This window comes from Streptomyces sp. NPDC107581 (assembly GCF_055657175.1).
This window is the reverse complement of the sequence record NZ_JBVKBH010000002.1, coordinates 556,577-580,547: the sequence shown is the minus strand read 5'-3', so window position 1 is coordinate 580,547 and position 23,971 is coordinate 556,577. Positions and strand designations below refer to the sequence as shown.

General features: G+C 71.3%; 16 protein-coding genes and 1 pseudogene. 4 read left to right on the top strand and 13 right to left on the bottom strand.

The annotated features are described in order from the left end of the window. Position 1: 1 nt before the first annotated feature. Genes opcA through tkt form a run of 4 tightly spaced genes read right to left on the bottom strand, consistent with a single transcriptional unit; the run spans position 2 to position 5,754 of the window. Entirely contained in the window at positions 2 to 928 is a 927-nt protein-coding gene (gene opcA, locus ACZ7P3_RS06125) for a glucose-6-phosphate dehydrogenase assembly protein OpcA (RefSeq protein WP_472079243.1), read from the bottom strand. Further along, positions 925 to 2,517 carry a glucose-6-phosphate dehydrogenase gene (gene zwf / locus ACZ7P3_RS06120; RefSeq protein ID WP_472079241.1) on the bottom strand — a complete coding sequence of 531 codons (1,593 nt, stop codon included), beginning with the start codon at positions 2,515 to 2,517 and terminating at the stop codon, positions 925 to 927. Before zwf ends, opcA begins: the two co-directional genes overlap by 4 nt. Then, entirely contained in the window at positions 2,517 to 3,659 is a 1,143-nt protein-coding gene (tal, locus tag ACZ7P3_RS06115; protein WP_472079239.1) for a transaldolase, read from the bottom strand. The genes zwf and tal overlap by 1 nt, the downstream gene beginning before the upstream one ends. 19 nt (positions 3,660 to 3,678) lie before the next feature. Continuing rightward, positions 3,679 to 5,754 (bottom strand): transketolase, encoded by a 2,076-nt coding sequence (gene tkt / locus ACZ7P3_RS06110; RefSeq protein ID WP_472079237.1) that lies wholly within the window; start codon positions 5,752 to 5,754, stop codon positions 3,679 to 3,681. 146 nt (positions 5,755 to 5,900) lie between these two features. Here tkt and ACZ7P3_RS06105 point away from each other — a divergent pair, with 146 nt between their 5' ends. Next, on the top strand, positions 5,901 to 6,821 hold the full coding sequence (locus ACZ7P3_RS06105) for a helix-turn-helix domain-containing protein (RefSeq protein ID WP_472079235.1): 921 nt from the start codon (positions 5,901 to 5,903) through the stop codon (positions 6,819 to 6,821). 45 nt (positions 6,822 to 6,866) lie between these two features. Here the strand turns inward: ACZ7P3_RS06105 and ACZ7P3_RS06100 are convergent, their stop codons facing one another. The 4 genes from ACZ7P3_RS06100 to ACZ7P3_RS06085 form a co-directional block, all read right to left on the bottom strand. Continuing rightward, positions 6,867 to 8,402, bottom strand: coding sequence for a glycoside hydrolase family 64 protein (locus ACZ7P3_RS06100; RefSeq protein ID WP_472079233.1), 1,536 nt, complete (start codon positions 8,400 to 8,402; stop codon positions 6,867 to 6,869). A 15-nt stretch (positions 8,403 to 8,417) separates the two neighbouring features. After that, entirely contained in the window at positions 8,418 to 9,860 is a 1,443-nt protein-coding gene (locus ACZ7P3_RS06095) for a glycoside hydrolase family 16 protein (protein WP_472079231.1), read from the bottom strand. Positions 9,861 to 10,112: 252 nt separating this feature from the next. Continuing rightward, positions 10,113 to 11,513: a glycoside hydrolase family 16 protein gene (locus ACZ7P3_RS06090; RefSeq protein ID WP_472079229.1), complete on the bottom strand. Its 1,401-nt coding sequence runs from the start codon at positions 11,511 to 11,513 to the stop codon at positions 10,113 to 10,115. Between the two features lie 232 nt (positions 11,514 to 11,745). After that, positions 11,746 to 12,555, bottom strand: coding sequence for a DUF817 domain-containing protein (locus tag ACZ7P3_RS06085; RefSeq protein ID WP_472079227.1), 810 nt, complete (start codon positions 12,553 to 12,555; stop codon positions 11,746 to 11,748). A 207-nt stretch (positions 12,556 to 12,762) separates the two neighbouring features. Between ACZ7P3_RS06085 and ACZ7P3_RS06080 the strand changes: the two genes are divergently transcribed. Further along, positions 12,763 to 14,034, top strand: coding sequence for a lipase family protein (locus ACZ7P3_RS06080; RefSeq protein WP_472079225.1), 1,272 nt, complete (start codon positions 12,763 to 12,765; stop codon positions 14,032 to 14,034). Positions 14,035 to 14,117: 83 nt separating this feature from the next. On the opposite strand, the gene ACZ7P3_RS06075 is transcribed toward ACZ7P3_RS06080, so the two are convergent. From ACZ7P3_RS06075 to ACZ7P3_RS06060, 4 genes and pseudogenes are all read right to left on the bottom strand, one after another. After that, positions 14,118 to 14,960, bottom strand: coding sequence for a hypothetical protein (locus tag ACZ7P3_RS06075; RefSeq protein ID WP_472079223.1), 843 nt, complete (start codon positions 14,958 to 14,960; stop codon positions 14,118 to 14,120). Beyond that, positions 14,957 to 16,630 carry a histidinol-phosphatase gene (locus ACZ7P3_RS06070; RefSeq protein WP_472079221.1) on the bottom strand — a complete coding sequence of 558 codons (1,674 nt, stop codon included), beginning with the start codon at positions 16,628 to 16,630 and terminating at the stop codon, positions 14,957 to 14,959. The genes ACZ7P3_RS06075 and ACZ7P3_RS06070 overlap by 4 nt, the downstream gene beginning before the upstream one ends. Positions 16,631 to 16,649: 19 nt before the next feature. After that, complete coding sequence (locus ACZ7P3_RS06065) at positions 16,650 to 18,491, bottom strand: LamG-like jellyroll fold domain-containing protein (RefSeq protein WP_472079219.1); 1,842 nt, start codon at positions 18,489 to 18,491, stop codon at positions 16,650 to 16,652. Positions 18,492 to 18,534: 43 nt separating this feature from the next. Further along, a pseudogene (locus ACZ7P3_RS06060) lies at positions 18,535 to 19,494 on the bottom strand (beta-galactosidase small subunit-related protein); the annotation flags it as partial. 343 nt (positions 19,495 to 19,837) lie between these two features. Between ACZ7P3_RS06060 and ACZ7P3_RS06055 the strand changes: the two are divergent. Together ACZ7P3_RS06055 and ACZ7P3_RS06050 are read left to right on the top strand one after the other, a co-directional pair. After that, positions 19,838 to 20,611, top strand: a complete 774-nt coding sequence (locus ACZ7P3_RS06055) for a DeoR/GlpR family DNA-binding transcription regulator (protein ID WP_472079217.1) — start codon at positions 19,838 to 19,840, stop codon at positions 20,609 to 20,611. Further along, complete coding sequence (locus ACZ7P3_RS06050; protein WP_472079215.1) at positions 20,608 to 21,945, top strand: 6-phospho-beta-glucosidase; 1,338 nt, start codon at positions 20,608 to 20,610, stop codon at positions 21,943 to 21,945. Before ACZ7P3_RS06055 ends, ACZ7P3_RS06050 begins: the two co-directional genes overlap by 4 nt. A 276-nt stretch (positions 21,946 to 22,221) precedes the next feature. Here ACZ7P3_RS06050 and ACZ7P3_RS06045 read toward each other — a convergent pair whose 3' ends face one another. Further along, positions 22,222 to 23,907, bottom strand: coding sequence for a carbohydrate binding domain-containing protein (locus tag ACZ7P3_RS06045; RefSeq protein WP_472079213.1), 1,686 nt, complete (start codon positions 23,905 to 23,907; stop codon positions 22,222 to 22,224). Positions 23,908 to 23,971: the final 64 nt, after the last annotated feature.

Sequence of the window (23,971 nt, the reverse complement as noted above, 5' to 3'; positions counted from 1 at the left end):
GTCAGGCGTTCTCCTTGGTGGCCTCGCCCTTGAGGGCGATGGCGTACATCTCGTCGGCGTCGAGGCGGCGCAGCTCCTCGGCGATGAGTTCGGAGGTGGAGCGGACCTTCAGGGCGAGGGTGCGGGCCGGCTGGCCCGGCAGGGTCAGCGTGGCCAGCGGGCCCTCGGGGCGGTCGATGACGATCTCGCCGTTCCCGGTGCCGAGGCGTACGGCCGTGACGACCGGGCCCCCGGTGACCACGCGGTCCACCGGGACGTTCAGGCGGGCCTCCAGCCAGCGCGAGAGGAGTTCGGCGCTGGGGTTGTCCTGCTCGGCCTCGACGGCCGCCGACGTCACCTTGGTGCGGGCCTGGTCCAGGGCGGCGGCGAGCATGGACCGCCACAGCGTGAGCCGGGTCCAGGCGAGGTCGGTGTCGCCGGGGGCGTAGTTGCGGGCCCGGGTCTCCAGGACCTCCATCGGCCGCTCGACCGCGTACAGGTCGGTGATCCGGCGCTGGGCCAGCGCGCCCAGGGGGTCCTTCGACGGGGTGTCGGGCGCCTCCACCGGCCACCACACGACCACCGGGGCGTCCGGCAGCAGCAGCGGCAGGACCACGGAGTCGGCGTGGTCGGACACGTCGCCGTAGGTCCGCAGCACGACCGTCTCGCCGGTGCCGGCCTCCGAGCCCACCCGGACCTCGGCGTCCAGGCGCGAGGCGGTGCGGTCGCGCAGGGTGCGGGCATGGCGCTTGATGACCACCAGGGTCCGCGAGGGGTGCTCGTGCGAGGCCTCCTCGGCGGCCCGGATCGAGTCGTAGGCGTTCTCCTCGTCCGTGACGATGACCATCGTCAGGACCATGCCCACGGCCGGGGTGCCGATGGCGCGGCGCCCCTGCACCAGCGCCTTGTTGATCTTGCTTGCCGTGGTGTCGGTCAGGTCGATCTTCATGGCCTGCGCCAGCTCCGTCCGTCTCGTGCGAGCATTTCGTCTGCCTCCTGTGGACCCCACGTGCCCGACGGGTACTGGGCCGGCCTGCCGTGCTCCGCCCAGTACCCCTCGATCGGATCGAGGATCTTCCAGGACTCTTCCACTTCCTGGTGACGGGGGAACAAATTGGCGTCGCCGAGCAGCACATCCAGGATGAGCCGCTCGTACGCCTCCGGACTCGACTCGGTGAACGATTCGCCGTAGGCGAAGTCCATGGAGACGTCCCGGATCTCCATCGAGGTGCCCGGCACCTTGGAGCCGAACCGCACGGTCATGCCCTCGTCCGGCTGGACGCGGATGACGATCGCGTTCTGTCCCAGCTCCTCCGTCGCGGTGGAGTCGAACGGGGAGTGCGGGGCCCTCTTGAAGACCACGGCGATCTCCGTGACCCGGCGGCCCAGCCGCTTGCCGGTGCGCAGGTAGAAGGGGACGCCCGCCCAGCGGCGGTTGTCGATGCCCAGCTTGATCGCCGCGAACGTGTCGGTCTTCGACTTGGGGTCGATGCCGTCCTCTTCGAGGTAGCCGACGACCTTCTCGCCGCCCTGCCAGCCCGCCGCGTACTGCGCTCGCACGGTGTGGCTGCCCAGGTCCTCCGGCAGCCGCACCGACTTGAGCACCTTGAGCTTCTCGGTGAGCAGCGCCTCGGCGTCGAACGCGATCGGCTCCTCCATGGCGGTCAGCGCCATCAGCTGGAGCAGGTGGTTCTGGATGACGTCACGGGCGGCGCCGATGCCGTCGTAGTACCCGGCACGGCCGCCGATGCCGATGTCCTCGGCCATGGTGATCTGCACATGGTCGACGTAACTGCGGTTCCAGATCGGCTCGTACATCTGGTTGGCGAAGCGCAGCGCCAGGATGTTCTGGACCGTCTCCTTGCCGAGGTAGTGGTCGATCCGGAACACCTGCTCCGGATCGAACACGTCGTGCACGACGGCGTTCAGGTCCTGCGCCGACTCCAGGTCGTGGCCGAACGGCTTCTCGATGACCGCGCGCCGCCAGGAACCCTGCGCCGGACTGGCCAGGCCGACCTTCTTCAGCTGCTGCACGACCTTGGGGAAGAACTTCGGCGGGACCGAGAGGTAGAAGGCGAAGTTGCCACCGGTGCCGCGGGAGGCGTCCAGCTCGTCGACCGCGTCCTTGAGCTGCTTGAAGGCGGTGTCGTCGTCGAAGTCGCCGGGGATGAACCGCATGCCCTCGGCAAGCTGCTGCCACACCTCCTCCCGGAACGGGGTCCGTGAGTGCTCGCGCACCGCGTCATGGACGACCTGGGCGAAGTCCTGGTCCTCCCAGTCCCGGCGGGCGAAGCCGACCAGCGAGAAGCCCGGCGGCAGCAGACCGCGGTTGGCCAGGTCGTACACGGCCGGCATCAGCTTCTTGCGGGACAGGTCGCCGGTCACACCGAAGATGACCAGGCCGGACGGGCCCGCGATGCGGGGGAGCCGGCGGTCGCGGGCGTCCCGCAGCGGGTTCACCCAGTCGGCGGCCAGGGGGAGGGGGACGCGCACCTGTGCGACGGGGGGCGTCTCGGGTTCCGGAGCGTTGGTGGTCATCACGCGTCAACTCCCTTGCTGTCCAGGGACTTGGTGACGGCGTCGAGCAGGTCCTGCCACGCCGTCTCGAACTTGGCGACGCCCTCGTCCTCCAGCTGCTGGACGACCTCGTCGTAGGAGATGCCGAGCCGCTCCACGGCGGCGAGGTCCGCGCGGGCCCGGGCGTAGCCGCCGGTCACCGTGTCGCCGGTGATCCGGCCGTGGTCGGCGGTGGCCTTCAAGGTGGCCTCCGGCATGGTGTTGACGGTGCCGGGCGCGACCAGCTCGTCCACGTACAGCGTGTCCTTGTACGCGGGGTCCTTCACGCCGGTGGAGGCCCACAGCGGGCGCTGCCGGTTCGCCCGGTCCCCGGCCAGCGCGGACCAGCGCCCGGAGGCGAAGACCTCCTCGTACGCCTCGTAGGCCAGCCGCGCGTTGGCGAGCGCCGCCCGGCCCTTGAGCGCGAGGGCCTCCTCGGTGCCGAGGACGGTCAGCCGCTTGTCGATCTCGGAGTCCACACGGGAGACGAAGAAGGACGCCACCGAGTGAATCCGGGACAGGTCCAGGCCCCGCTCGCGGGCCTTCTCCAGGCCGGCCAGGTAGGCGTCCATGACCTCGCGGTAGCGCTCCAGGGAGAAGATCAGCGTCACGTTGACGCTGATGCCGAGGCCGATGACCTCGGTGATCGCCGGGAGGCCGGCCCTGGTCGCCGGGATCTTGATCATCACGTTGGGGCGGTCGACCAGCCAGGACAGCTGCCTGGCCTCGGCGACGGTCGCCACGGTGTCGTGGGCCAGCCGGGGGTCGACCTCGATGGAGACACGGCCGTCACGGCCGCCCGTGGCGGTGTGCACCGGGTGCAGGACGTCGGCTGCCGCACGCACGTCGGCGGTCGTCATCATCCGTACCGCCTCGTCCACCGTCACCCCGCGCACGGCCAGGTCGGCGAGCTGCTCCTCGTACCCCTCGCCGGAGCCGATGGCGGCCTGGAAGATCGACGGGTTGGTGGTGACGCCGACGACGCCCCCGCGCTCCACCAGCCCGGCCAGGCTGCCCGAGGTGATCCGCTTGCGCGACAGGTCGTCCAGCCAGATCGAGACGCCTTCGTCGGCGAGACGCTCCAGGGCTGCCGGGGTCGCGATTGCTTCGGTCACAGTGCTCATCCTTCTAGTCGCTCAGGGATCAGGCGCGCGCGGCGGCCAGCGATTCGCGGGCAGCGGCGGCGACGTTGTCGGGGGTGAAGCCGAACTCGGCGAACAGGGTCTTTGCGTCGGCGGAGGCACCGAAGTGGTCGAGCGACACGATCCGGCCCGCGTCGCCCACGAACCGGTACCAGGTCAGACCGATGCCGGCCTCGACCGCGACCCGGGCCTTCACGGACGGCGGCAGGACGCGCTCGCGGTACGAGCGCGGCTGCTGCTCGAACCACTCCACGGACGGCATCGACACCACCCGCGTGCCGATCCCCCCGGCCTCCAGCTGCTCCCGCGCGGCGACGGCCAGCTGCACCTCGGAACCGGTCGCGATGACGATCACCTCCGGGGTGTCGGTGGAGGACTCGCGCAGCACGTAGCCGCCCTTGGCCGCGTCCGGGTCGGGCGCGTACGCCGGCACGCCCTGGCGGGTCAGCGCGAGCCCGTGCGGGGCCGGATCGGTGGCGTGCCTCTTCAGGATCTCGGCCCAGACGACCGCGGTCTCGTTGGCGTCCGCCGGGCGGACGACGTTCAGGCCCGGGATCGCGCGCAGCGAGGCCAGGTGCTCGACGGGCTGGTGGGTCGGCCCGTCCTCGCCGAGACCGATGGAGTCGTGCGTCCACACATACGTCACCGGCAGCTGCATCAGCGCCGACATCCGCACCGCATTGCGCATGTAGTCGGAGAACACCAGGAAGGTGCCGCCGTAGATGCGGGTGTTGCCGTGCAGGGCGATGCCGTTCATCGCGGCGGCCATCGAGAACTCGCGGATGCCGAAGTGGACGGTACGGCCGTACGGGTCCGCCTCGGGCAGCGGATTGCCGTCGGGGAGGAAGGAGCTGTTCTTGTCGATGGTGGTGTTGTTGGAGCCGGCGAGGTCGGCTGAGCCGCCCCACAGCTCCGGGAGCACCGGGCCGAGCGCCTGCAGCACCTTGCCGGAGGCCGCACGGGTGGCGACCGACGTGCCCTCCTCGAACACCGGCAGGGCGTCCTCCCAGCCCTCGGGCAGCTCGCCCTTGCTGACCCGGTCGAACAGCCCGGCCCGCCCCGGCTGGGCCGCGCGCCACTCGGCGATCCGCTTGTCCCAGGCCGCGTGCGCCTCGGCGCCCCGGTCCAGGGCCCGGCGGGTGTGCTTCAGGACCTCGTCGGTGACCTCGAAGGACCGCTCCGGGTCGAAACCGAGGACGCGCTTGGTGGCGGCGATCTCGTCCGCGCCGAGCGCGGAGCCGTGGGAGGCCTCGGTGTTCCGGGCGTTCGGGGCCGGCCAGGCGATGATCGTGCGCATCGCGATGATCGAGGGGCGCCCGGTCTCGGCCTGTGCGGCCTTCAGCGCCGTGTACAGCGCGGGCACGTCGATGTCGCCGTCGGCGCCGGGCTCGATGCGCTGGGTGTGCCAGCCGTAGGCCTCGTACCGCTCCAGGACGTCCTCGGAGAAGGCGGTCGCGGTGTCGCCCTCGATGGAGATGTGGTTGTCGTCGTAGAGGAAGACCAGGTTGCCGAGCTTCTGGTGGCCCGCGAGCGAGGAGGCCTCGGCGGAGACGCCCTCCTCCAGGTCGCCGTCGGAGACGATCGCCCAGACGGTGTGGTCGAAGGGGGAGGTGCCCTCAAGGGCCAGGGGATCGAACAGGCCGCGCTCGTAGCGGGCGGCCATCGCCATGCCGACGGCGTTGGCGGCGCCCTGGCCGAGCGGGCCGGTGGTGGTCTCGACCCCGGCGGTGTGCCCGTACTCGGGGTGACCTGGCGTCCTGGAGCCATGGGTCCGGAACGCCTTCAGATCGTCCAGCTCCAGCTCGTACCCGGCGAGGAAGAGCTGGGTGTAGAGGGTCAGCGAGGTGTGGCCGGGCGACAGGACGAAGCGGTCACGGCCGGTCCACTCCGGATCCGCCGGATCGTGCCGCATCACCTTCTGAAAGATCGTGTACGCGGCAGGGGCCAGGCTCATCGCGGTGCCCGGGTGGCCGTTGCCGACCTTCTGCACGGCATCCGCCGCGAGAAGACGGGCGGTGTCCACGGCACGCCGGTCGAGATCGGTCCACTCGAAGCCGTCGGATGTCTGCGTGCTCATCTTCAAGAAGTCCTCGTTCAATACGTGATTGCTGGCCGGACGCGTTCAAACTTAAAAGTCTGACTTTTTCGATGGAAGGGCGGGGTGTGTCAGCCTGTGGTGAATCTGGGACAGCGATCACGTGACAGGGACGGCACGAAAAGCACATGGCGGACAGAACAGCCCAAACCGATGGCGATGGCACGGACGGCGACGGCACGGACGGCGACGGGATCAGGACCTTCCCCTTCCCGGCCGAGCTGGCCGTGGGCGGCGTCGGCATGCAGATCGGCCCCATGGGAACCGACCGCACCTGGCACTCCGACGCCCCGCTGCACCGCGTCCACCGCATCGACTTCCACGTGGTCATGCTCTTCACCGGCGGCCCCGTGCGGCACATGGTCGACTTCGCCGAGTACGAGGCCACGGCCGGCGACCTGCTGTGGATCCGCCCCGGACAGGTCCACCGGTTCTCCCGCAGGAGCGAGTACCGCGGAACCGTCCTGACCATGCAGCCCGGCTTCCTGCCCCGCGCCACCGTCGAGGCCACCGGCCTGTACCGCTACGACCTGCCGCCGCTGCTGCACCCCGACCCTGCGCAACGCGCCGCGCTGGGGGCGGCCCTCGAACAGCTGCGCCGCGAGTACGAGGACACCGCGACCCTCCCGCTGAGCCTGCACACGGCCGTCCTGCGGCACACCCTGACCGCGTTCCTGCTGCGCCTCGCCCACCTCGCGGCCAGCTCGGCAGAGGCCTCCCGGCAGCGGGCGGACACCACCTTCACCCTCTTCCGGGACGCCGTGGAGCAGGGCTTCGCCGCCAACCACAGCGTCAGCGCGTACGCCGACGCGCTCGGTTACTCCCGCCGCACCCTCGTCCGCGCCGTCCGGGCGGCCACCGGCGAGACGCCGAAGGGCTTCATCGACAAGCGGGTGATCCTGGAGGCCAAACGGCTCCTCGCCCACACGGACATGCCGATCGGCCGCGTCGGGGCGGCCGTGGGCTTCGCCGACGCGGCGAACTTCTCCAAGTTCTTCCACCTGCACACCGGGCAGACGCCGGTGGCGTTCCGGGCGGAACTGCGCTGAGAGGGGCGGGCCCTCGGGCCCGCCCCTCCGTGGTGTGCGGGTGACTCACCAGCCGATGCCGAGGGTCAGTCCGGTCGGCGGATCCGTGTTGCCCAGGATCTGCACGGACGACTGGTCGTTGATGTCGTCGTAGGGGAAGCCGTAGGCGCGGTGGTCGACACCCACGGTGTGGAAGAAGCCGGCGTAGTCGTTCTTGATGCCTCCCGTGTAGTAGGCGGACGGGCTGTACCAGGCCGAGGTGTCGAGGGCCACGCCCCGGTTGAACGCGGCGCAGAACTCGGCGCCGAGCTGCTTCTCCGGGTCACTGCCCGAGGCCAGCGCGCCGGCGCAGGCCACGACGTCCGGGGAGGACGGCTTCTGCAGCGTGTAGGGACCGGCGCCGTTCTTGGTGAAGGTGAGGGTGGTTCCGGAGACCTGTCCGGAGAAGGTCTCGCCGAGACGGGTCAGCTTGAAGGGGTGGGTGGAGTAGTAGGACCAGGTCTGGTCGACGTACGACTGGAAGTAGTTCGCCTGGGAGCCTCCGGCGAGGAAGAGGTTGGAGGAGCGCGGGGCGGTGATCCGGTACGTGTTCTGCAGCGGCTTGAAGGCCGTGCCCACCGAGGCCGCGTACTGCGACATGACCTGTGCCCGGGTGAGCGTGATGCCCCGCGTGGTGTCGTAGCCGCTCGACGTCTGCGTCAGGTGCGAGGTCATCGGAAAGGCGAACTGGTCGACCTGGGTGGTGTTCCCGCCGAAGGCCACCTGACCGTGGACGTACGTGTACTCGTACCAGTCGTAGTAGACGTCCGTGTTGGGGTCGTTCGCGTTGCGCAGGTCGGGGCCGCCCCAGCCCTGGTCGTCCGGGGAGACCGGGATGTACACCGGGGAGCCGAGGGAGACGTAGATCCGGCCGCCGCGGATCGAGGTGGGGGAGGGGACCGACCCGCCCGACTGGGCCATCGTGAACGACATGTTCGGGTAGTTCACGCCGTTCTTGGTGAGGTGGCCGGGCGCGTTGGCGTCCAGGTGGTTGATGTGGGCCATGGTCCCGTCGGACTTCATGTACGACCACTGGCCGGGCGTCACCTGTCCGAGGACGGTGACGTAGACCTGCGTATCGGCGTACGTGCCGCGGGTGTTGTTCCGGAACGTGATCGGGAAGCTGCCGGTGCCGCCCCCTCCGCCACCGCCCCCGCCTCCTCCTCCGCTGCCGACGGTGTAGCTGAAGTGCGGGGTGTCGTAGAGCGGACCGCTCTTCTCGTACGTGAACCAGTACTCCAGGGTGAAGCCGCTCGGCAGGCCGCTGACGTTCTGCTGCCAGATGCCCGCGTTGTTCGCCATCCGGAAGTTCTGCTGGCCCGCACCGGGGGACAGGTAGTGCACGTCGACGAGCGAGGCGGGTGCGGCCGGCTTGAACCAGATCTGCACCGAGCCGGAGCCGGCCGGGGTGACGCCCTGGGTGTAGTCGGCGGCGGCCCTCGCGGGAGCCGCCCCGGCCAGGCCGAGCGCCACGACCGTGAGGAGGGCGGCCAGGACGGCGGTCATCAGCCGCCCGACCGCGGAGCGTGACGCGGCCGGCCCGGCCGGAGAGCGTGTGATCATCGGTCAACTCCCCTGTCAGTGGCCGAAGTCGAACCAGTTGACGTTCACGAAATCGGCCGGCTGGCCGCTGGTGAAGGTCAGATAGACGTCGTGGACGCCGGTGACGGAGCTGATGTTCGCCGGCACCGTCTTCCAGCTCTGCCAGCCACCGGTGTTGGCCACCGCGAAGCTGCCGATGGGTGAACTCGTCCGGCTGTCCAGGCGTACCTCCACGAGTCCGCTGACTCCGCCGCCGGCACCGGCCGCGACCCGGCCGTAGAACTGATGGGCCGCCGTGGAACCGAAGTCGACGCCCTTGTAGAGGGCCCAGTCGCCGTTGGCGAGGGAACCGATGTCCTGGCCGCCGCCCGAGTCGGCGGTCGCCTCCGTGCTCGTGCCGCCCTGACCGTTGTACGACTCGGCCTGGATGGCGCTGTACGCGTCACGGTTGCCGGACGGCGGCGGGGTCGTACCGCCGCCTCCCCCATCGCCGCCTCCGCCGCCGTCGCCGCCGCCGGTGGACTGCAGGACCTGGACGTAGTCGACCACGAGCGGGTGGCCCGGGTCGGTGCCGCCGTCGGGTCCGCCGCCGAAGGCCGCCGGGAACTCGCCGCCCATCGCGACGTTGAGGATGACGAAGTAGCCGTGGTTGGTGGCGTTGGCCCAGGTCGCCGCGTCGACCTGGTTCTGCCGCACGGTGTGGAAGTTGACGCCGTCGAGGTAGAAGCGCATCTCCTCGGGGCTGGTCGACCTGTCCCACTCGACGGCGTAGGTGTGGAAGCCGCCCTGACAGGTCGTGCCGGCGCAGGCCTTCTGGCCGCCGATGCCGGACTTCTCGTTGCAGGGGCCGCCCGGGCTGGTGCCGCAGTGCATGGTGGCCCACTCGTTGTTGATGCCCTGGACGTTCTCCATGATGTCCAGCTCGCCGACGCCGGGCCAGTTCCACCAGTTGCCGCGGTAGGGGGCGCCCAGCATCCAGAAGGCGGGCCAGTAGCCCTTGGCGGCGGCGCCGGTCACGTTCGGCATCTGAAGGCGTGCCTCGACGCGCAGCTTGCCGCCGGCGGGCGGCTGGAAGTCGGAGCGTGTCGTCTCGATACGGCCCGACGTCCAGTTGCCCGCACCGTCGCGCCGGGGGGTGATCCGGAGGTTTCCGGCGCCGTCGAGCGAGACGTTGTTCGTGCTGGAGGTCATCGTCTCGACCTCACCTGTGCCGAAGCCCGCGGGCCCGCCGGGATAGCTCGTGCCCGTCGTGTACTGCCAGTTGGCGGTGTTGACGCCCGAACCGGCGGGGCCGTTGAAGTCGTCGAGGAAGACCTGGGACCAGCCGGAGGGGGGTGTGGGGGCGGAGGCGTTCGCGGGCAGGGTCGCGGCCGTCGCCGTGGCCGCCGCCAGGCACAGCGTGCCCAGTACGGCGACGAGCGCGCGCCGCAGGGGACCGCGTCTGCCGGGTTGGCGGGGTGTGCCGGAGGTTTCACTCATGAGTGCCTCTTCAGGTACGGGAGTGGGGTGTGCGGGTGCTTGTGAGAGCGCTCCCATGCGCCGCTGCCGGGCGTGAGAGCGCTCTCAAAACCACTCGCGGCCAATGTGCTCTCCGTCACTCCGGCCGTCAAGAGGTGAAGCCGAGAAAGTCCTTTCGCCTCACGGGAGTTCACGACATGAAGAAACTCTTGAGAAAAGAGGTCGCGGGCGGGTCCCGGGCGTCCCGCCGTGACCCGCCGCGCAGCTCTCCCGTCAGTGGCCGAAGTCGAACCAGTTCACGTTCACGAAGTCGGCCGGCCGGCCGCTGGTGAACGTCAGATACACATCGTGCTTGCCGGTCACCGCGCCGATGTTCCCCGGAATCGTGCGCCAGGACTGCCAGCCGCCGGTGTCGGCCAGCGAGAAACTGCCGACGGGGGCGCTGTCGCGGCTGTCCAGGCGCACCTCGACCAGCCCGCTCACCCCGGACGCGGCCCCACTCGCCACGCGGGCGTGGAACTGGGTGGCCGCCGTCGAGCCGAAATCGACGCCCTTGTAGAGGGTCCAGTCGCCGCCTGCGAGGGATCCGATGTCCTGGCCGCCGCCGGTGTCCGTGGTGGTCTCGGGGATCACGCCGGACTGGCCGTCGTAGGACTCGGCCTGGACGGTGCTGTAGGCGTCCCGGTTTCCGGAGGGCGGGGGAGTGGTGCCGCCCCCGTCGCCCGGGGACTGGAGCACCTGTACATAGTCCACGGCCATCGGGTGGTCCGGCTCGGTGCCGCTGTCGGGTCCGCCGCCGAAGGCCGCCGGGAAGCCGCCGCCCATCGCGACGTTCAGGATGACGAAGTAGCCGTGGTCGGTGGCGTTGGCCCAGGTCGTCGCGTCGACCTGATCGGCCCTGACCGTGTGGAAGCTGACGCCGTCGAGGTAGAAGCGGATCTCCTCGGGGCTGGTCGAGCGGTCCCACTCCATCGCGTAGGTGTGGAAGCCCGCCTGGCAGGTCGTGCCGGAGCACGGGGTGTTGCCGCCGATGCCCGTGGTCTCGTTGCAGGGGCCGCCGGGGTTGGTGCCGCAGTGCATCGTGGACCAGTCGGTGTTCAGGCCCTGGACGTTCTCCATGACGTCCAGCTCGCCGACGCCCGGCCAGTTCTGGTAGTTGCCCCGGTAGGGGGCGCCCAGCATCCAGAACGCCGGCCAATAACCCTTGGCGGCGGTACCGGTGACGTCGGGCATCCGGATGCGGGCCTGCACGCGCAGCTTGCCGCCGGCGGGGGGCCGGAAGTCGGTGCGGGCCGTCTCGATGCGTCCGGAGGTCCAGTTGCCGGCGGCGTCCCGGCGCGGGGTGATGAGCAGGTTGCCGCTGCCGTCGAGTGAGACGTTGTTCGTGCCGGCGGTCATCGTCTCGACCTCGCCGGTGCCCCAGTCGGCGGCGCCGCCCGGGTACGACGTCCCGGTGTCGTACTGCCAGTCGGCGGTGTCGACGCCCGAGCCGGCCGGACCGTTGAAGTCGTCCAGGAAGACCTGGGTCCAGCCCGACGGGGGTGTGGGGGCCGAGGCGTCCGCGGGTGCGGTGGCGGCCGTCGCGGCCGCCGCGGCCAGGCCGAGCGTGGCGACGGCCGCCACGAGCGCGCGGCGCAGGGTGCGGGGTCTGGGTATGCCGGAGGGTTCGCTCATGAAGGAAGGCCTCTCGGGTACGGGGAGGGTGCGAGGTTTCGTGAGAGCGCTCCCACTCTGTGATGAGAGCGCTCTCACGATGCCGCCAATGTGCTCCCGGCCCCTGCGGTCGTCAAGAGTTAAAGCAGGGAAACTGCTTTCGCCGCTGGGGAGTTCACCCCATGAAGCCACCCGAACCGCCTCAGACCGCGCTGCCGGTCTCGTGGAGACTCCGGTGCGGGCGGGCCGACGGTCAGCGGGAGGACGGCCGGTCGCGCCCGCTCCCCGGCTTCTGCCTGCCGAGCGCCGCGAGTACGAAGGTGACGCTGATGAGCAGGGCCCAGGCGCCGAACTTGCCGGCGTCGACGGGCTGCCAGCCGTGCAGCTGGTACGGGTAGCGCCACGCGCCGGCATAGGTGGCCAGGTTCTCCGCCAGCCACAGGAAGAAGCCGATCAGGATGAAGGACAGCGCGAGCGGCATGCGCCGCCGTACCCCGTGCACCGTGTAGCGCACCCAGGTGCCCGCGGTGACGGCCAGGAGGAGCGCCGCGAGCGGCCGGCGGGCGTCGGGCAGCCAGTGGTGGCTGAAGAAGTTGACGTAGACGGCGGCGGCCACCAGCGCCGTCGCCCGCGGCCGGTAGCCGACCAGCTCCAGGTCGAACAGGTGCCAGGCCCGGCAGACGTAGCTGCCGACGGCCGCGTAGAGGAAGCCTCCGTACAAGGGGACGCCCGCGAACTTCAGCACGGCCGGCTCCGGGTAGCTCCACGAGCCGAGCGAGACCTTGACCAGCTCGAAGGCGAGACCGGTGACATGGCAGGCCGCGATGACGGCGACGTCCCGTCCGCTCTCCCAGCCGCGCCGCCAGAACAGCACCGTGAGCAGCACGCCGTAGCCGACGAGCAGGTCGTAGCGGGCGACCGGCAGCGGTGGCAGCAGGGTCGATGCCGCCACCCCGGAGAGCAGGGCGATGGCGAAGGCGCAGGCCCGGGTCTGCGTCCAGGTGAAATCGAGCAACTGGCCGACGGGAGAGGCCGGTGGGCCGGCCGGGTTTGTGGTGAGCATGGTGACCGGGAGGACGACACCGGACCCTTCTCCGGTTGCCCCGCGGGCTAGTCAACGGCGCACAGCCCTGCCCGCGCCGCTTCGTCGTCCTTTAACTATCAGTGCTTACTTACGGTTCCGTAACCTCACGGCCTGTTCAGCTTCACGTATCGCTTCGCCCCACAGAAGGGACGCTCTGAGGTGAACTCTCACAGGTCGAGAAAGCCAGTGCCGAGGAGAGCCGCGCTGCTCGCCGCCGCGAGCCTGCTCGGCGGACTGCTCGCGGTGCCGGCGGTGACCGCGGTGGCCGGGACGCCGGAGGCGTGCGCCACCGCGGACGCCGACATCTACCGGCCCCCGGACCACGCCGCCGCCGCACCGGGCGCCGTCGTCGCCTGCCGCCGGGTCGACTCGCTGCCCATGGTGATCGGCGGTCCCCCGCTGAACGCGTGGAAGGTGCAGTACGGCTCCACCGACGGCCGGGGCAGCCGGGTCTCCGTCGTCGGCACCGTCGTCGTACCGCAGAAGCCGTGGACCGGACCGGGCGAGCGGCCGCTGGTCGCGTTCGTACCGGGCACACTCGGCATCGGACCGCAGTGCGCGTTCTCCAAGCAGCTCGCGGGCCAGTACCAGGACGCCTACGAGGGCCCCAACATCGCCGCGCTGCTCAACGCCGGCTACGCCGTCGCCGCGACGGACGGTCAGGGGTACATGGACGGCCAGGTCCACCCGTACGCCTCCGGGGCCGAGGCCGGTCACGCCGCCCTCGACATGGCCCGCGCGGCCTCGCGGGTGCCCGGCACCGGGGTGAGCCCCGAGGCCGAGGTCGGGATCTGGGGCTACTCGGAGGGCGGCTCCGGCAGCCTGTGGGCGGCCCAGCTCGCCCGCTCGTACGCCCCCGAGCTGAAGGTCGTCGGCGCGGCCTCCGGCGGGATCCCCGCCGACCTCAAGCAGGTGGCGAGCAACCTGGACGGACAGTTCTTCGCGGGGTTCCTGGTGGACGCGTTCATCGGACTGTCCGTCACCCACCCGCAGCTGCCGTTCGACGGGCTCCTCAACGACACCGGCCGCAAGGCCGTCAAGGACGCCGAGTCGCTGTGCGCGCTCGGCACCGTGAGCCGCTTCCCGCTCGCCCGCATCGAGCAGTACACCAAGGACGGGCTGACGCTCGACCAGATCTACGCCCTGCACGGCTCCGACGGCACCACCTGGGGCGATGCCGTCGAGGCCAGCAAACTGGGCGTCGGGGTCGGCACCCCCGGATCCGGTGCCCGCTACGAGCTGGGCTTCCCGGTGTTCCAGTACCGCGGACTGCTGGACGAGGTGATCCCGGCCGACACCGCCGCCGCCACTCGCCGCGCCTACTGCGACGCCGGCATCGCCACCCGTTGGAACCCGTACGTGGGCGACCACCTCACCGGCGACGCCCAGGCGATCGGCGACGTGGTGAACTGGCTCGGCGACCGCTTCGACGGGAAGGCGGACGCCGGGAACTGCTGATCCCGCGACCGGTGCGGATCGGGACGGCGGCGGGGATCCCGCCGCCGTCCCTCAGTGTCCTGCCCGCTTCCGTGCGGGAGCGCCTACGGCTGCCGGTAGGCGTACACGGTCGTCGCGACCGCGCACACGCTTGGTGCGATCACCTCGGTCCGCAACGTGCCGCTGCCCGGGGCGTAGTCGACGCCCTCCGCCTCGAACGTGCCGGTGCACACGCTCTGCTGGGGCAGCCCGAACAGGCTCGTCACCCTGCCGGTGACCGGCTTGCCGTCCAGCGCGTGCTCCAGATCGACCTGGAGCAGCGGCCTGCTCTGCGGGAAGAGCGTGCCGGAGGCGTCGTCCGAGGCACACACCAGCCGGGTGGCGCTGACGAAGTCACAGCCCTGGATGTCCCGCACCGGCTTGTCCAGGCTGATCTGCCCGGCCTGGGCCAGCGACCCGCCGGTGGCCGGCGTGGCCGGGTTGAGCAGGGGCGCGGGGAACACCTGGAGCCGGTTCTGGTCGCCCCACTCGCCCGACACCAGCCACTGCGCGTCGGGCGAGACGGCGGCGAAGGAGTTGTTGACCTTCTCGCCCGGGTCCAGGGGATGCACGTAGTCGTACCGCTTCCCGGACGGCGTGGTGACCGCGTACAGCTTCGAGGTGGCCGTGTCGGCGCCCTGATAGGCGTCGAAGACATAGCCGCGCGCGATGTCCGGGTCGCCGACGTGGTTCCAGCCCTTGATCCTGAGGTCCAGCGGTATGTCCAGCAGGCCGCGGTGCAGCAGCGACCCGTCCGCCCGGCTCGCGAGCCCCTGTCCGCCGCCGAGGGTGTCGGTGTACGACGTCCCGGCCGGCGCCCACGAGGGGCCCTCCGCGGCGGAGGCGCTGGGAGCGCCGAGGGCGACGGCGCCCAATAAGGCGGTGAGGGTGAGGAGATGACGCTTCATCGGACTCCTGACACGTCGATAAATATGGGGTTGGAATAGAACCACGTATCGGCCCACGGGTCACCGTTTCCGGGCTCGTGGGGGACCGGTCCGTGCGGGTCGACGGCCGCGCCCAGCGGGCCGGCGCCGTGCCGGTTGCCGTCGCTGCCGCGCAGCCGCAGATAGAAGGACTCCTCGCCGACGGTCAGCGGGATGCGCAGCGTGTACGTCCCGGTGCGGCCGGACACGTCCGACGCGCGCACGACCTTGGTGTCCGGCGCCCTCCAGGTGTCCCGGTCGGCCACCGGGCCGCGCACCGCGCCCCGGATCACGTCCACGTGCGCCAACCGGGGCAGGATTCCGTGCGGGTTGGCCCGGGAGGCGGTCGTCACCGTCACATGCAGCGTGATCCTCTCGCCCTTGCGGGCGCGCAGCCGCCCGCCGAGCGTGACACCCCGGCCGTGGTCGCAGTCGCGCTTCAGCCGCACGTCGAGCCCGTCGAGCAGGTGCCCGTGGTCCAGCCACACCCGGCCGGCCCGCAGGCCCGCCATCACGGCGCGGTAGCCGTAGCGGGTCACTCCGACGTGGGTACGGCTGAACTCGCCGGGCCAGAAGTCGCTGCCGGGCTGCGGGGTGTCCGTGTCGACCGGGTCGGGCAGCCTGCCGGTGTTGTCGAAGTTCTGGCCGGGCTGCCAGTCGCCGTTCTTCCAGGTGTCGAAGACGGTCCGGTGGTTGTCGGAGTTGGTGGTGATCGAGAACAGCCGGCCCTCGGCGAGCATCGAGTCCCACAGGCCGCCGACGGTCGCGGTGGCCCAGTCGAAGCCGCCGTAGGTGAGATAGGCGGCGCTCGGGTAACCGGCCCACGACTGCGCGGACGGGCTGTTCTGGTACTCGCCACGGATCGACGCGGGTCCGCCCCAGCCGGGGATCGCCGCGCCCTGGGCGCCCGGCGCGCCCTCCATGCCGATCATGATCTCGGGGGCCGCGTCGCGCCAGTTGCGCATCTCGTGCGGGGAGTCGATGCCGAGGCGCAGCGGATGGTTGGCGAGGACGAGAACGTCGTCGACGTACCCATTGCGGCGCTGCTCGGCCAGCCACTCGATGCCCTTGACGGCGTGCGCCTCGTTGCGCGCGGTGTCGGCGTCGGCGGCACCGCCCTTGTCGTAGCCGAGCAGCTTGCCGTCGTAGGCCAGTTCGAACTGGGTGAGCAGGTCGACCTCGTGCGGGCCGGGCGCGGCGAACACCGTGCAGTGCTCGGCGGCCGGGATGTACCACTCCAGGCCCTGGAAGATCAGCTGCCGCGGGTTCTCGGCGCGGGCCCTGAGGATCTCCTGGTGCTCCAGCGCGGCACCGTAGTGGGCGTGCCCGAAGTTGGAGTGCTCGTTGAACACCATCCAGTCCAGGCCGTACCGGGCGGCGGCCCGCGCCTGCTGGGAGAACGTGTACTTCGCGTCGTGGCTGTAGACGGAGTGGACGTGGTGGTCGCCCACCAGGTAGGCGAGGTGCGGGTCCTCGCCGCCCAGGCCCCGGCCGGTGGCGGCGACGGCCGGGGTGGCCGCCCCGCCCAGCGCGAACGCGGCACCGAACAGGCCGGCACGGCGCAGGAGTCGGCGTCTGGACACGCCCTGGGCGTCGAGGTCGGCGGGGGAGACCGCCGGGTCGGCCCAGGCGGGCAGCTGCTGCTCGGTCATCGGGATCCTCGCGTAGGGGTCAGTGGGTCATGAAGGAGGTGACGGGCAGCGCCCGGGACACGATCCGGACGTCGCCGAGCCGTCCGTGCAGGATCTGGTCGAGCTTGCCGGCGTACTCGTAGCCGCCGAGCAGCCAGGGCAGGCCGGCCGAGGCGATACCGACGGCGGGGGCGTGCGGGTTGCGGGCCACGGGGCAGCCCTGGACGTACATCGTGGTGTGCCGTCCGTCGTTGACCACGGCGAGGTGCCACCACCTCTCGCGCGCGGTCTCGTCGCCCCAGTTGGTGGCGAGCCGATGCTGGTCGAGCGGACGGACCGCCCACTGCGGACCCGGTCCGTCGGAGATCGACAGGGTGGCGAGGGGCTCGTCGGGATCGTCCGTGACCGGGCCGGCCGAACCGTTGCGCCCGGAGCGGCCGACCAGACCGGACCAGGCGTTGTGGCCGGCGTCCCAGTCGGCGGGCAGCCGGTAGAACGCCTCGATGGTGTAACCGCCCTTGAAGGTGTCCGAGTTGAGCGAAGCGCCGTCGACCGTGCGCAGACAGGCGCCCTTCAGCGGCGACTTGTCGCCCTGGAACTCCAGGCTGCCGTGGCCGGGCTGGTCGGGATGGTGGTCGGCCGACCAGTGCAGCGTGCCGCCGCCGACGGAGACCACCGTGAGGTCGTTGCCGTGCCCGGACAGGTCGCGGACGGTGCCGGTCACCGCCGCACCGTCGTCGTGGCCGTCGAAGCGCCAGTAGGCCGCCGTGCCCGGTATCAGCATCCTCGACGCGGGCCGTGCCGGGCGGGCCGGCACCGGGTCGAAACCGGAGAAGCGGTGCGCGAAGTCGATGCCGACCGAGAAGCGGTCCGCGTCCCCGCTCAGCTCGATCTCCTGCCGCTCCAGCTCGTTGAGGCCCTCGGCGGCCCGGCCGAGGATCCACGGGGAGACCGTCTCGACGTCGATGACGCCGCGGTCCAGGTCGAAGCGGTAGAGGCGGATCATCGCCGCGCCGCCGAAGTAGCGGTTCTGGTAGTTCGTCAGATGCAGGTGCACCTCGTTGCCCGCCGCGTTCTTGCGGACCGCGCGGCCCGCGGGCCAGTAGTGGCCGTTGAGCGTGAGGAAGATCTGGTCGTGGTCCTCGATCAGCCCGTCCCACAGCTGCTGCCCGTACGCGGACAGGGAGTCGTCGTCGACGACCAGTTCGTGCGTGGTGAGGACGACCGGAGTCCTCGGGTGCCGTGCCAGGACGTCCTTCGCCCAGGCGTACCCCTGGTCCGACAGCCGCCAGTCCAGCGCCAGCACCATCCACTCGCGCCCGGCCGCCCTGAACAGGTGGTAGGTGTTGTAGCCGTCCGGCGAGGCGCCGCCGAACGTCGGCCTGTTCCGGAAGCGCCGCGGCCCGAACGCGTCCAGGTACGGCGTCGGGCCGCGCTGGTCGTCGGTCGACGACTTCACGTCGTGGTTGCCGGCCAGGACGCTGTAGCCGACGCCCCGCCGGTCGAGGATCCCGAACGCCCTGCCGATCGCGGCGAACTCCTCCTCGGCGCCGTTCTGCGTGAGGTCGCCCAGGTGGGACAGGAAGACGATGTTCTCGTCCCTGCCGTGCTCCAGCAGATAGCGCAGGGACGCCTCGACGGGCGCGGGGTTGATGCTCGGCCCGTCGAAGAGGTACTGGGTGTCGGGCATCACCGCGAGCGTGAAGCGGCGGCTTTCGGTGTCGGGCCGCCCACCGCTCGCGGGTGCCGCCTCGGCGACGGCCGGCAGCGCGGCCCCGACCGTGGCGGCGGCACCGAGCAGCGCGGTGGCCCTGAGGAAACTGCGTCGTCCGGCGCCGGCCTGTGCGGCCTCGCCCTGGGCGTGGTCAGGTGACGTACACACGTGTGCTCCGTGAGAGGTGACGGGGAGGGAAGGCGTGGGGGAGTCAGAGAACGCGCAGGGTCCAGCTCCAGCGGTGGACCCCGGCGGGGACGGGACGGGAAGCGGTGGGGCCGGGTCCGCGGGACGCGGTGCCCGGGCCCCGGCGCGCGGCGTCGAGATGCACCACGCAGCCGGCGCCCGGCACCAGTTCGGATTGGTGGGCGGCGGCGGCCGGATCCTCGGCGCGGTACCGGTTCACGGACACCTGACCGGGCTCGTCCAGCTCGACGCCGAGGCCGGTCGCGTCCGGCGCCGACAGCGTGAACCGCCGCGCCCCGGGCCGGCCGCCGCTCTCCGGCGGACGCGGACACGGTGTGAACGGCTCGTCGACGGGCACCGCGCGATGGCCGACCGGGGCGCCCGTCGAACGGTCCGGGGACGGCTCCCGCAGCCGCACCCGCGGCGCGCACACCTCCGTGCCGCGGGGTGCCCCGTGCTCGTCCTCGGCCGTGGTCACCCGCAGCGTCAGCCACGCCTCGCCGCCGTCCTGGGGCAGGGCGAAGGGCAGCGGCACGGCGGCCGTCTCGCCGGGCCACAGATCGGGCAGCTCGGCCGGCCCGGTCAGGATCCGGCCGTCGGCCAGCGACAGCTCCCAGGTGGCCGCCGGCCGGCTCGGACCGCGCAAGCGCCGGTGACCGGTGAGGACGATCCCCTCGTGCCGGTGGCACCGGACGCGGACCGGAGCCGCGATCTCCTGGCGCTCGTACCGGGCTGCCTTGGGGGTGCGGTCGGGGAAGTCCGCCCCGTCCGTGACGAGCGGGCCGTCGTGCGCCCTCTCGCCGAAGTCGCCGCCGTGGGCCCGGCGGAGCCCGGGCGCGGTGACACCGTTGTCATACACTCCGGCGCCTGCGCGCCCGGCCGGTCTTCCCTCGCTCACGCGTTGCACCATTCCGTGGTCCCAGAACTCACAGATGAAGCCGCCCTGAAGACCCGGCGTTGACTCGATGGCCGCCCAGTGGTCCGAGGGGGGCACAGGAAGGGGCGTCCGGGCGGGGGGGGGGGAGGGGGAGGAGGCGCGGACCGTTCCGCGGAACCGGGTTCGCCGGGGAAACCGGGTTGGCCGGGATCGGGTCCGCCGGAGCTGGGCTTGTCGGAACCGGACGCGCCGGAACCGGGTCGGTCGGAGCCGGGTTCGTCGGAACCGGACGCGCCGGAACCGGCTCGGTCGGACCCGGGTTCGCCGGAACCCGACTCGCCGGAACTGCTCAATTCGGTGCACGGAATTGTGTGCCGCTCCCGGAGATTGTTCCATGTCCGAGCAGAACCGAGCATGGATCTGCTTGGAGATGACGCGTAGTGTTCATGGCGTGTTGGCGGAACGGCGGCATCAACTCATCCTGCGAGCCCTGCGCTCGGGCGGCCCCGCGGCCGTCACGGACCTCTCCGAGGAGCTGGGCGTGAGCCCCGCCACGATCAGGCGCGATCTGGTCAGGCTCGAGGAGGACGGCCTGCTCACCCGGGTGCGCGGCGGCGCGGTCGCGGACGAGGGCGACCAGCCCTTCGCCGAGGTCGCCGGCGTCGCCGAGGTGCGGCCGGCGGAGAAGGACGCCATAGCGGTGCGCGCCGCGGCCATGGTCGAGGACGGCCAGTCGGTGCTGCTCGACATCGGCACCACCGCCCACCGGCTCGCCCGCTGCCTGCACGGCCGCCGTCTCACCGTGATCACCGGCAATCTGGTCGTCTACGAGGAGCTGGCCGACGACGAGGGCATCGAACTGGTCCTGCTCGGCGGCATGGTCCGCCGCGAGTACCGTTCCCTGGTCGGCTTCCTCACCGAGGACAACCTGCGCCAGCTGCACGCCGACTGGCTCTTCCTCGGCGCAGGCGGAGTGCGCCCGGGCGGGCAGGTGATGGACACGACGGTCGTCGAGGTGCCGGTCAAGCGCGCCATGATCAAGGCCAGTGACAAGGTCGTGCTGCTCGCGGACTCGGCGAAGTTCCCGGGTAAGGGCATGGCGAAGGTCTGCGGTCCCGAGGACCTGGACGTGGTGGTGACGAACGAGCCGGTCCACCCGGCGACCCGCACCTCGCTGGAGGAGGCGGGCGTCGAGGTGGTCCTGGCGGGAGAGGTGCAGGCGTGAGGCTGACGATTCTGGGCGGCGGCGGATTCCGGGTGCCGCTCGTGTACGGGGCGCTGCTGACGGACCGCGGCGAGGGGCGGGTCACGGAGGTCGTCCTGCACGACCTGGACGGCAGCCGGCTGGATGCGGTCACCCGCGTCCTGGCCGAGCAGGCGTCGAGCGTGGACGACGCCCCCCGCGTGACGGCCACCACCGACCTCGACGAGGCCCTGCGCGGCGCCCGCTTCGTCTTCTCCGCGATCCGCGTCGGCGGCCTGGAAGGCAGGGCGGACGACGAACGGGTGGCGCTGGCGGAGGGCGTCCTCGGCCAGGAGACGGTCGGCGCGGGCGGGATCGCCTACGGCCTGCGGACGGTCCCGGTCGCCGTCGACATCGCCCGGCGGGTGGCCCGCCTGGCCCCCGACGCCTGGGTCATCAACTTCACCAACCCCGCGGGCCTCGTCACCGAGGCCATGTCCCGCCACCTCGGCGAGCGTGTCATCGGCATCTGCGACTCGCCGGTCGGCCTCGGCCGCCGGATCGCCCGCGTGCTCGGCGCGGACCCGAAGGAGGCGTGGATCGACTACGTCGGCCTCAACCACCTCGGCTGGGTGCGCGGTCTGCGCGTGGCCGGGCACGACGAACTGCCGCGCCTGCTCGCCGACCCCGGCCTGCTCGGCTCCTTCGAGGAGGGCAAGCTGTTCGGCGCCGACTGGCTGCAGTCCCTCGGCGCGGTCCCCAACGAGTACCTGCACTACTACTACTTCAACCGCGAGGCCGTACGCGCCTGTCAGGAGGCCGAGAAGACCCGCGGTGCCTTCCTGCGCGACCAGCAGGCGCGGTTCTACGAGGAGGTCCGGCGCGCCGGCGTGTCCGCCCTGGACCTCTGGGACCGCACCCGCGCCGAGCGCGAGGCGACCTACATGTCCGAGAACCGGGAGACGGCGGGCGCCGGCGAACGCGACGCCGACGACCTCTCCGGCGGTTACGAGAAGGTCGCCCTCGCCCTGATGCGGGCCATCGCCCGCGACGAGCGCACGACCCTGATCCTCAACGTGCGCAACCAGGGCACCCTGTCGGTCCTGGACGCGGACGCGGTCATCGAGGTGCCCTGCCTGGTCGACGCCAACGGTGCCCACCCGGTCGCCGTCGCGCCGCTGCCCGGCCACGCCACCGGGCTGGTCTGCTCGGTCAAGGCGGTCGAACGCGAGGTGCTGGCCGCCGCCGAGTCCGGCTCGCGGGCGACGGCCCTGAAGGCCTTCGCGCTGCATCCGCTGGTCGACTCGGTGAACGTCGCCCGTCGCCTGGTCGAGGGGTACTCGGCCGTCCATCCCGGCCTCGGGTACCTGAAGTAGTCCCCCCGGCGGACAGAACGTGCGGGCGCCGTCTCCGGGAGGTGCACGTCGGGTCGGCCGGCCGCTCCCCGTGACCGCGGCCGGCCGACCCGTGCCCCCGTTCCCCCGTGGTGCTTCCCCCGTGGGTTTTCCCGTGGTGCTTCCCCCGTGGTGCTTCCCCCGTTTTCCGTGTTCCTGATAGCAAGAGCGGCCGGGTGGCCTCCTGATACACCCCGGGCGGAAAAAAATCCCCCCGGCTCCGGAGCCGGGGGGACAGGGGTCGTGCCGGGGTCCCGCTCAGCCGGTGAAGCCGGCCGTGATCGAGGTGAACTGCCAGGTGTTCTGGCTGATGCCGGAGCAGTTGCTCACCACGCCGCCACCGGGGCAGGGCCGGTCGCGGTTGACGGCCCAGTAGGCGAGCCGGGCGATGTGGTGGGAGTTGGCCCAGTCACGGATCTGGGTCCAGATCGCCGGAGTGGTGTTCTCCTGCTGGTCGGAGAGGCCGTTCATGCCGGAGATGCCCATGTGCGCGTAGGCGGTCGCGTCGTCCCAGCCGAACGTCGACTTCAGCTTGGCCTTCAGGGCCTCGGCCGCGTTGACCGTGTTGCCGTACATGTCGGAGCCGCCGCCGAAGTCGAACGGCATGATGGTGAAGACGTCGATGCCGGCGCCGAGCGACTGGGCCTGCTCGATGAGCCGGTTGCCGTAGTAGGTCGGGCCGGTGGTCGAGGTGCCGAAGGTGACGATCGTCTTCAGACCGGGGTTGTCGGCCTTGACCGTCTTCAGGGCGGTCAGGATCTTCGCCTGCACGGCCTCGTTCTCGAACTCGTCCGTGTTCTCGATGTCCATGTCGATCGCCTTGAGCGAATAGGCGTCGATCACCTTCTGCAGGGCCCCGGCGAGCGCGCTCGCGGAGGAGCAGTTGGCGCCGAGCTTGCTGCCCTGCCAGCCGCCGAACGACGGGACGATGTCACCGCCCGCCGAGCGGACCTGGTTGATGGCGCTCTGGTCGACCCCGCCGGTCAGCGCCCGGCTGCCGTCCCAGGCGGGCGTGCAGCCGCCCGAGTCCAGCACGAAGGCCATCGTGAACCACTTGATGCCGGTCGCGCTCATCACCGTGGACGGGCTCGGCGGGTCGCCCCAGCCCTCGTACAGGTACGGCGCCGCCTGTTTGAACCCGCTGCCGCCGCCGCTGCCCGCGTTCGTCGTGACGGACACGGAGTTGGAGGCCGCCGACACGTTCCCGGCCGCGTCCCGCGCCTTCACGCTGAAGGTGTACGACGTGCTCGGCGACAGCCCGCTGACCGTGGCCGACGTACCGGACACGCTGAGCACCTGGTTGGAGCCGCTGTAGACGTCGTACGCCGTCACGCCCACGTTGTCCGTCGAGGCGTTCCACTTCAGCGACACGCTCGACGAGCTCTTGCCGGTCGAGGTGAGCCCGCCGGGCGCGGTCGGCGCCTGGGTGTCCCCGCCGCCTCCGCCGCCCGGCCCGTCCAGGCTGATGTCGTCGGCGTAGTACGAACCCTGCGCGTACCAGCCGTGGACGTAGATGGTGGCGCTGGTCTGCGTGGCCCCGGTGGTGAACGAGACACTGAGCCGGCTGTACGCGGAGGGGGACGTCGTCCAGGTGGAGGCGCCGCCGTCCACGCCGAGGTAGACGTAGGAGCCGCGGACCCAGCCGCCGAGGGTGTACGTCGTGTTCGGCTGGACCGCGACCTGCTGGCTGCACTGGGCGTTGTCGCTCGACGTCACCGCGCCCTGCAGGGCCTTGGAGCCGCCGTGCACGGGGGAGGAGACGACCGAGCCGAGGTTGCCGGTGCAGCTCCAGGGGGAGAGGCTGCCCGACTCGAAGCCCGGGTTGGTGAGGATGTTGGCCGCCTGGGCCGTGCCCGGCAGCGCGACGGCCCCGCCGACGGCGAGGGCGGCGGAACCGAGCAGAGCGAGGAACCGGCGTCTGTGACGCCCGAGTATGTGGCGCACGCGATCTCCCTGTGGGGAATGGGTGTTGGGGAGTACAGGGGAGTGCGGGAAGTGCGCCATCAAA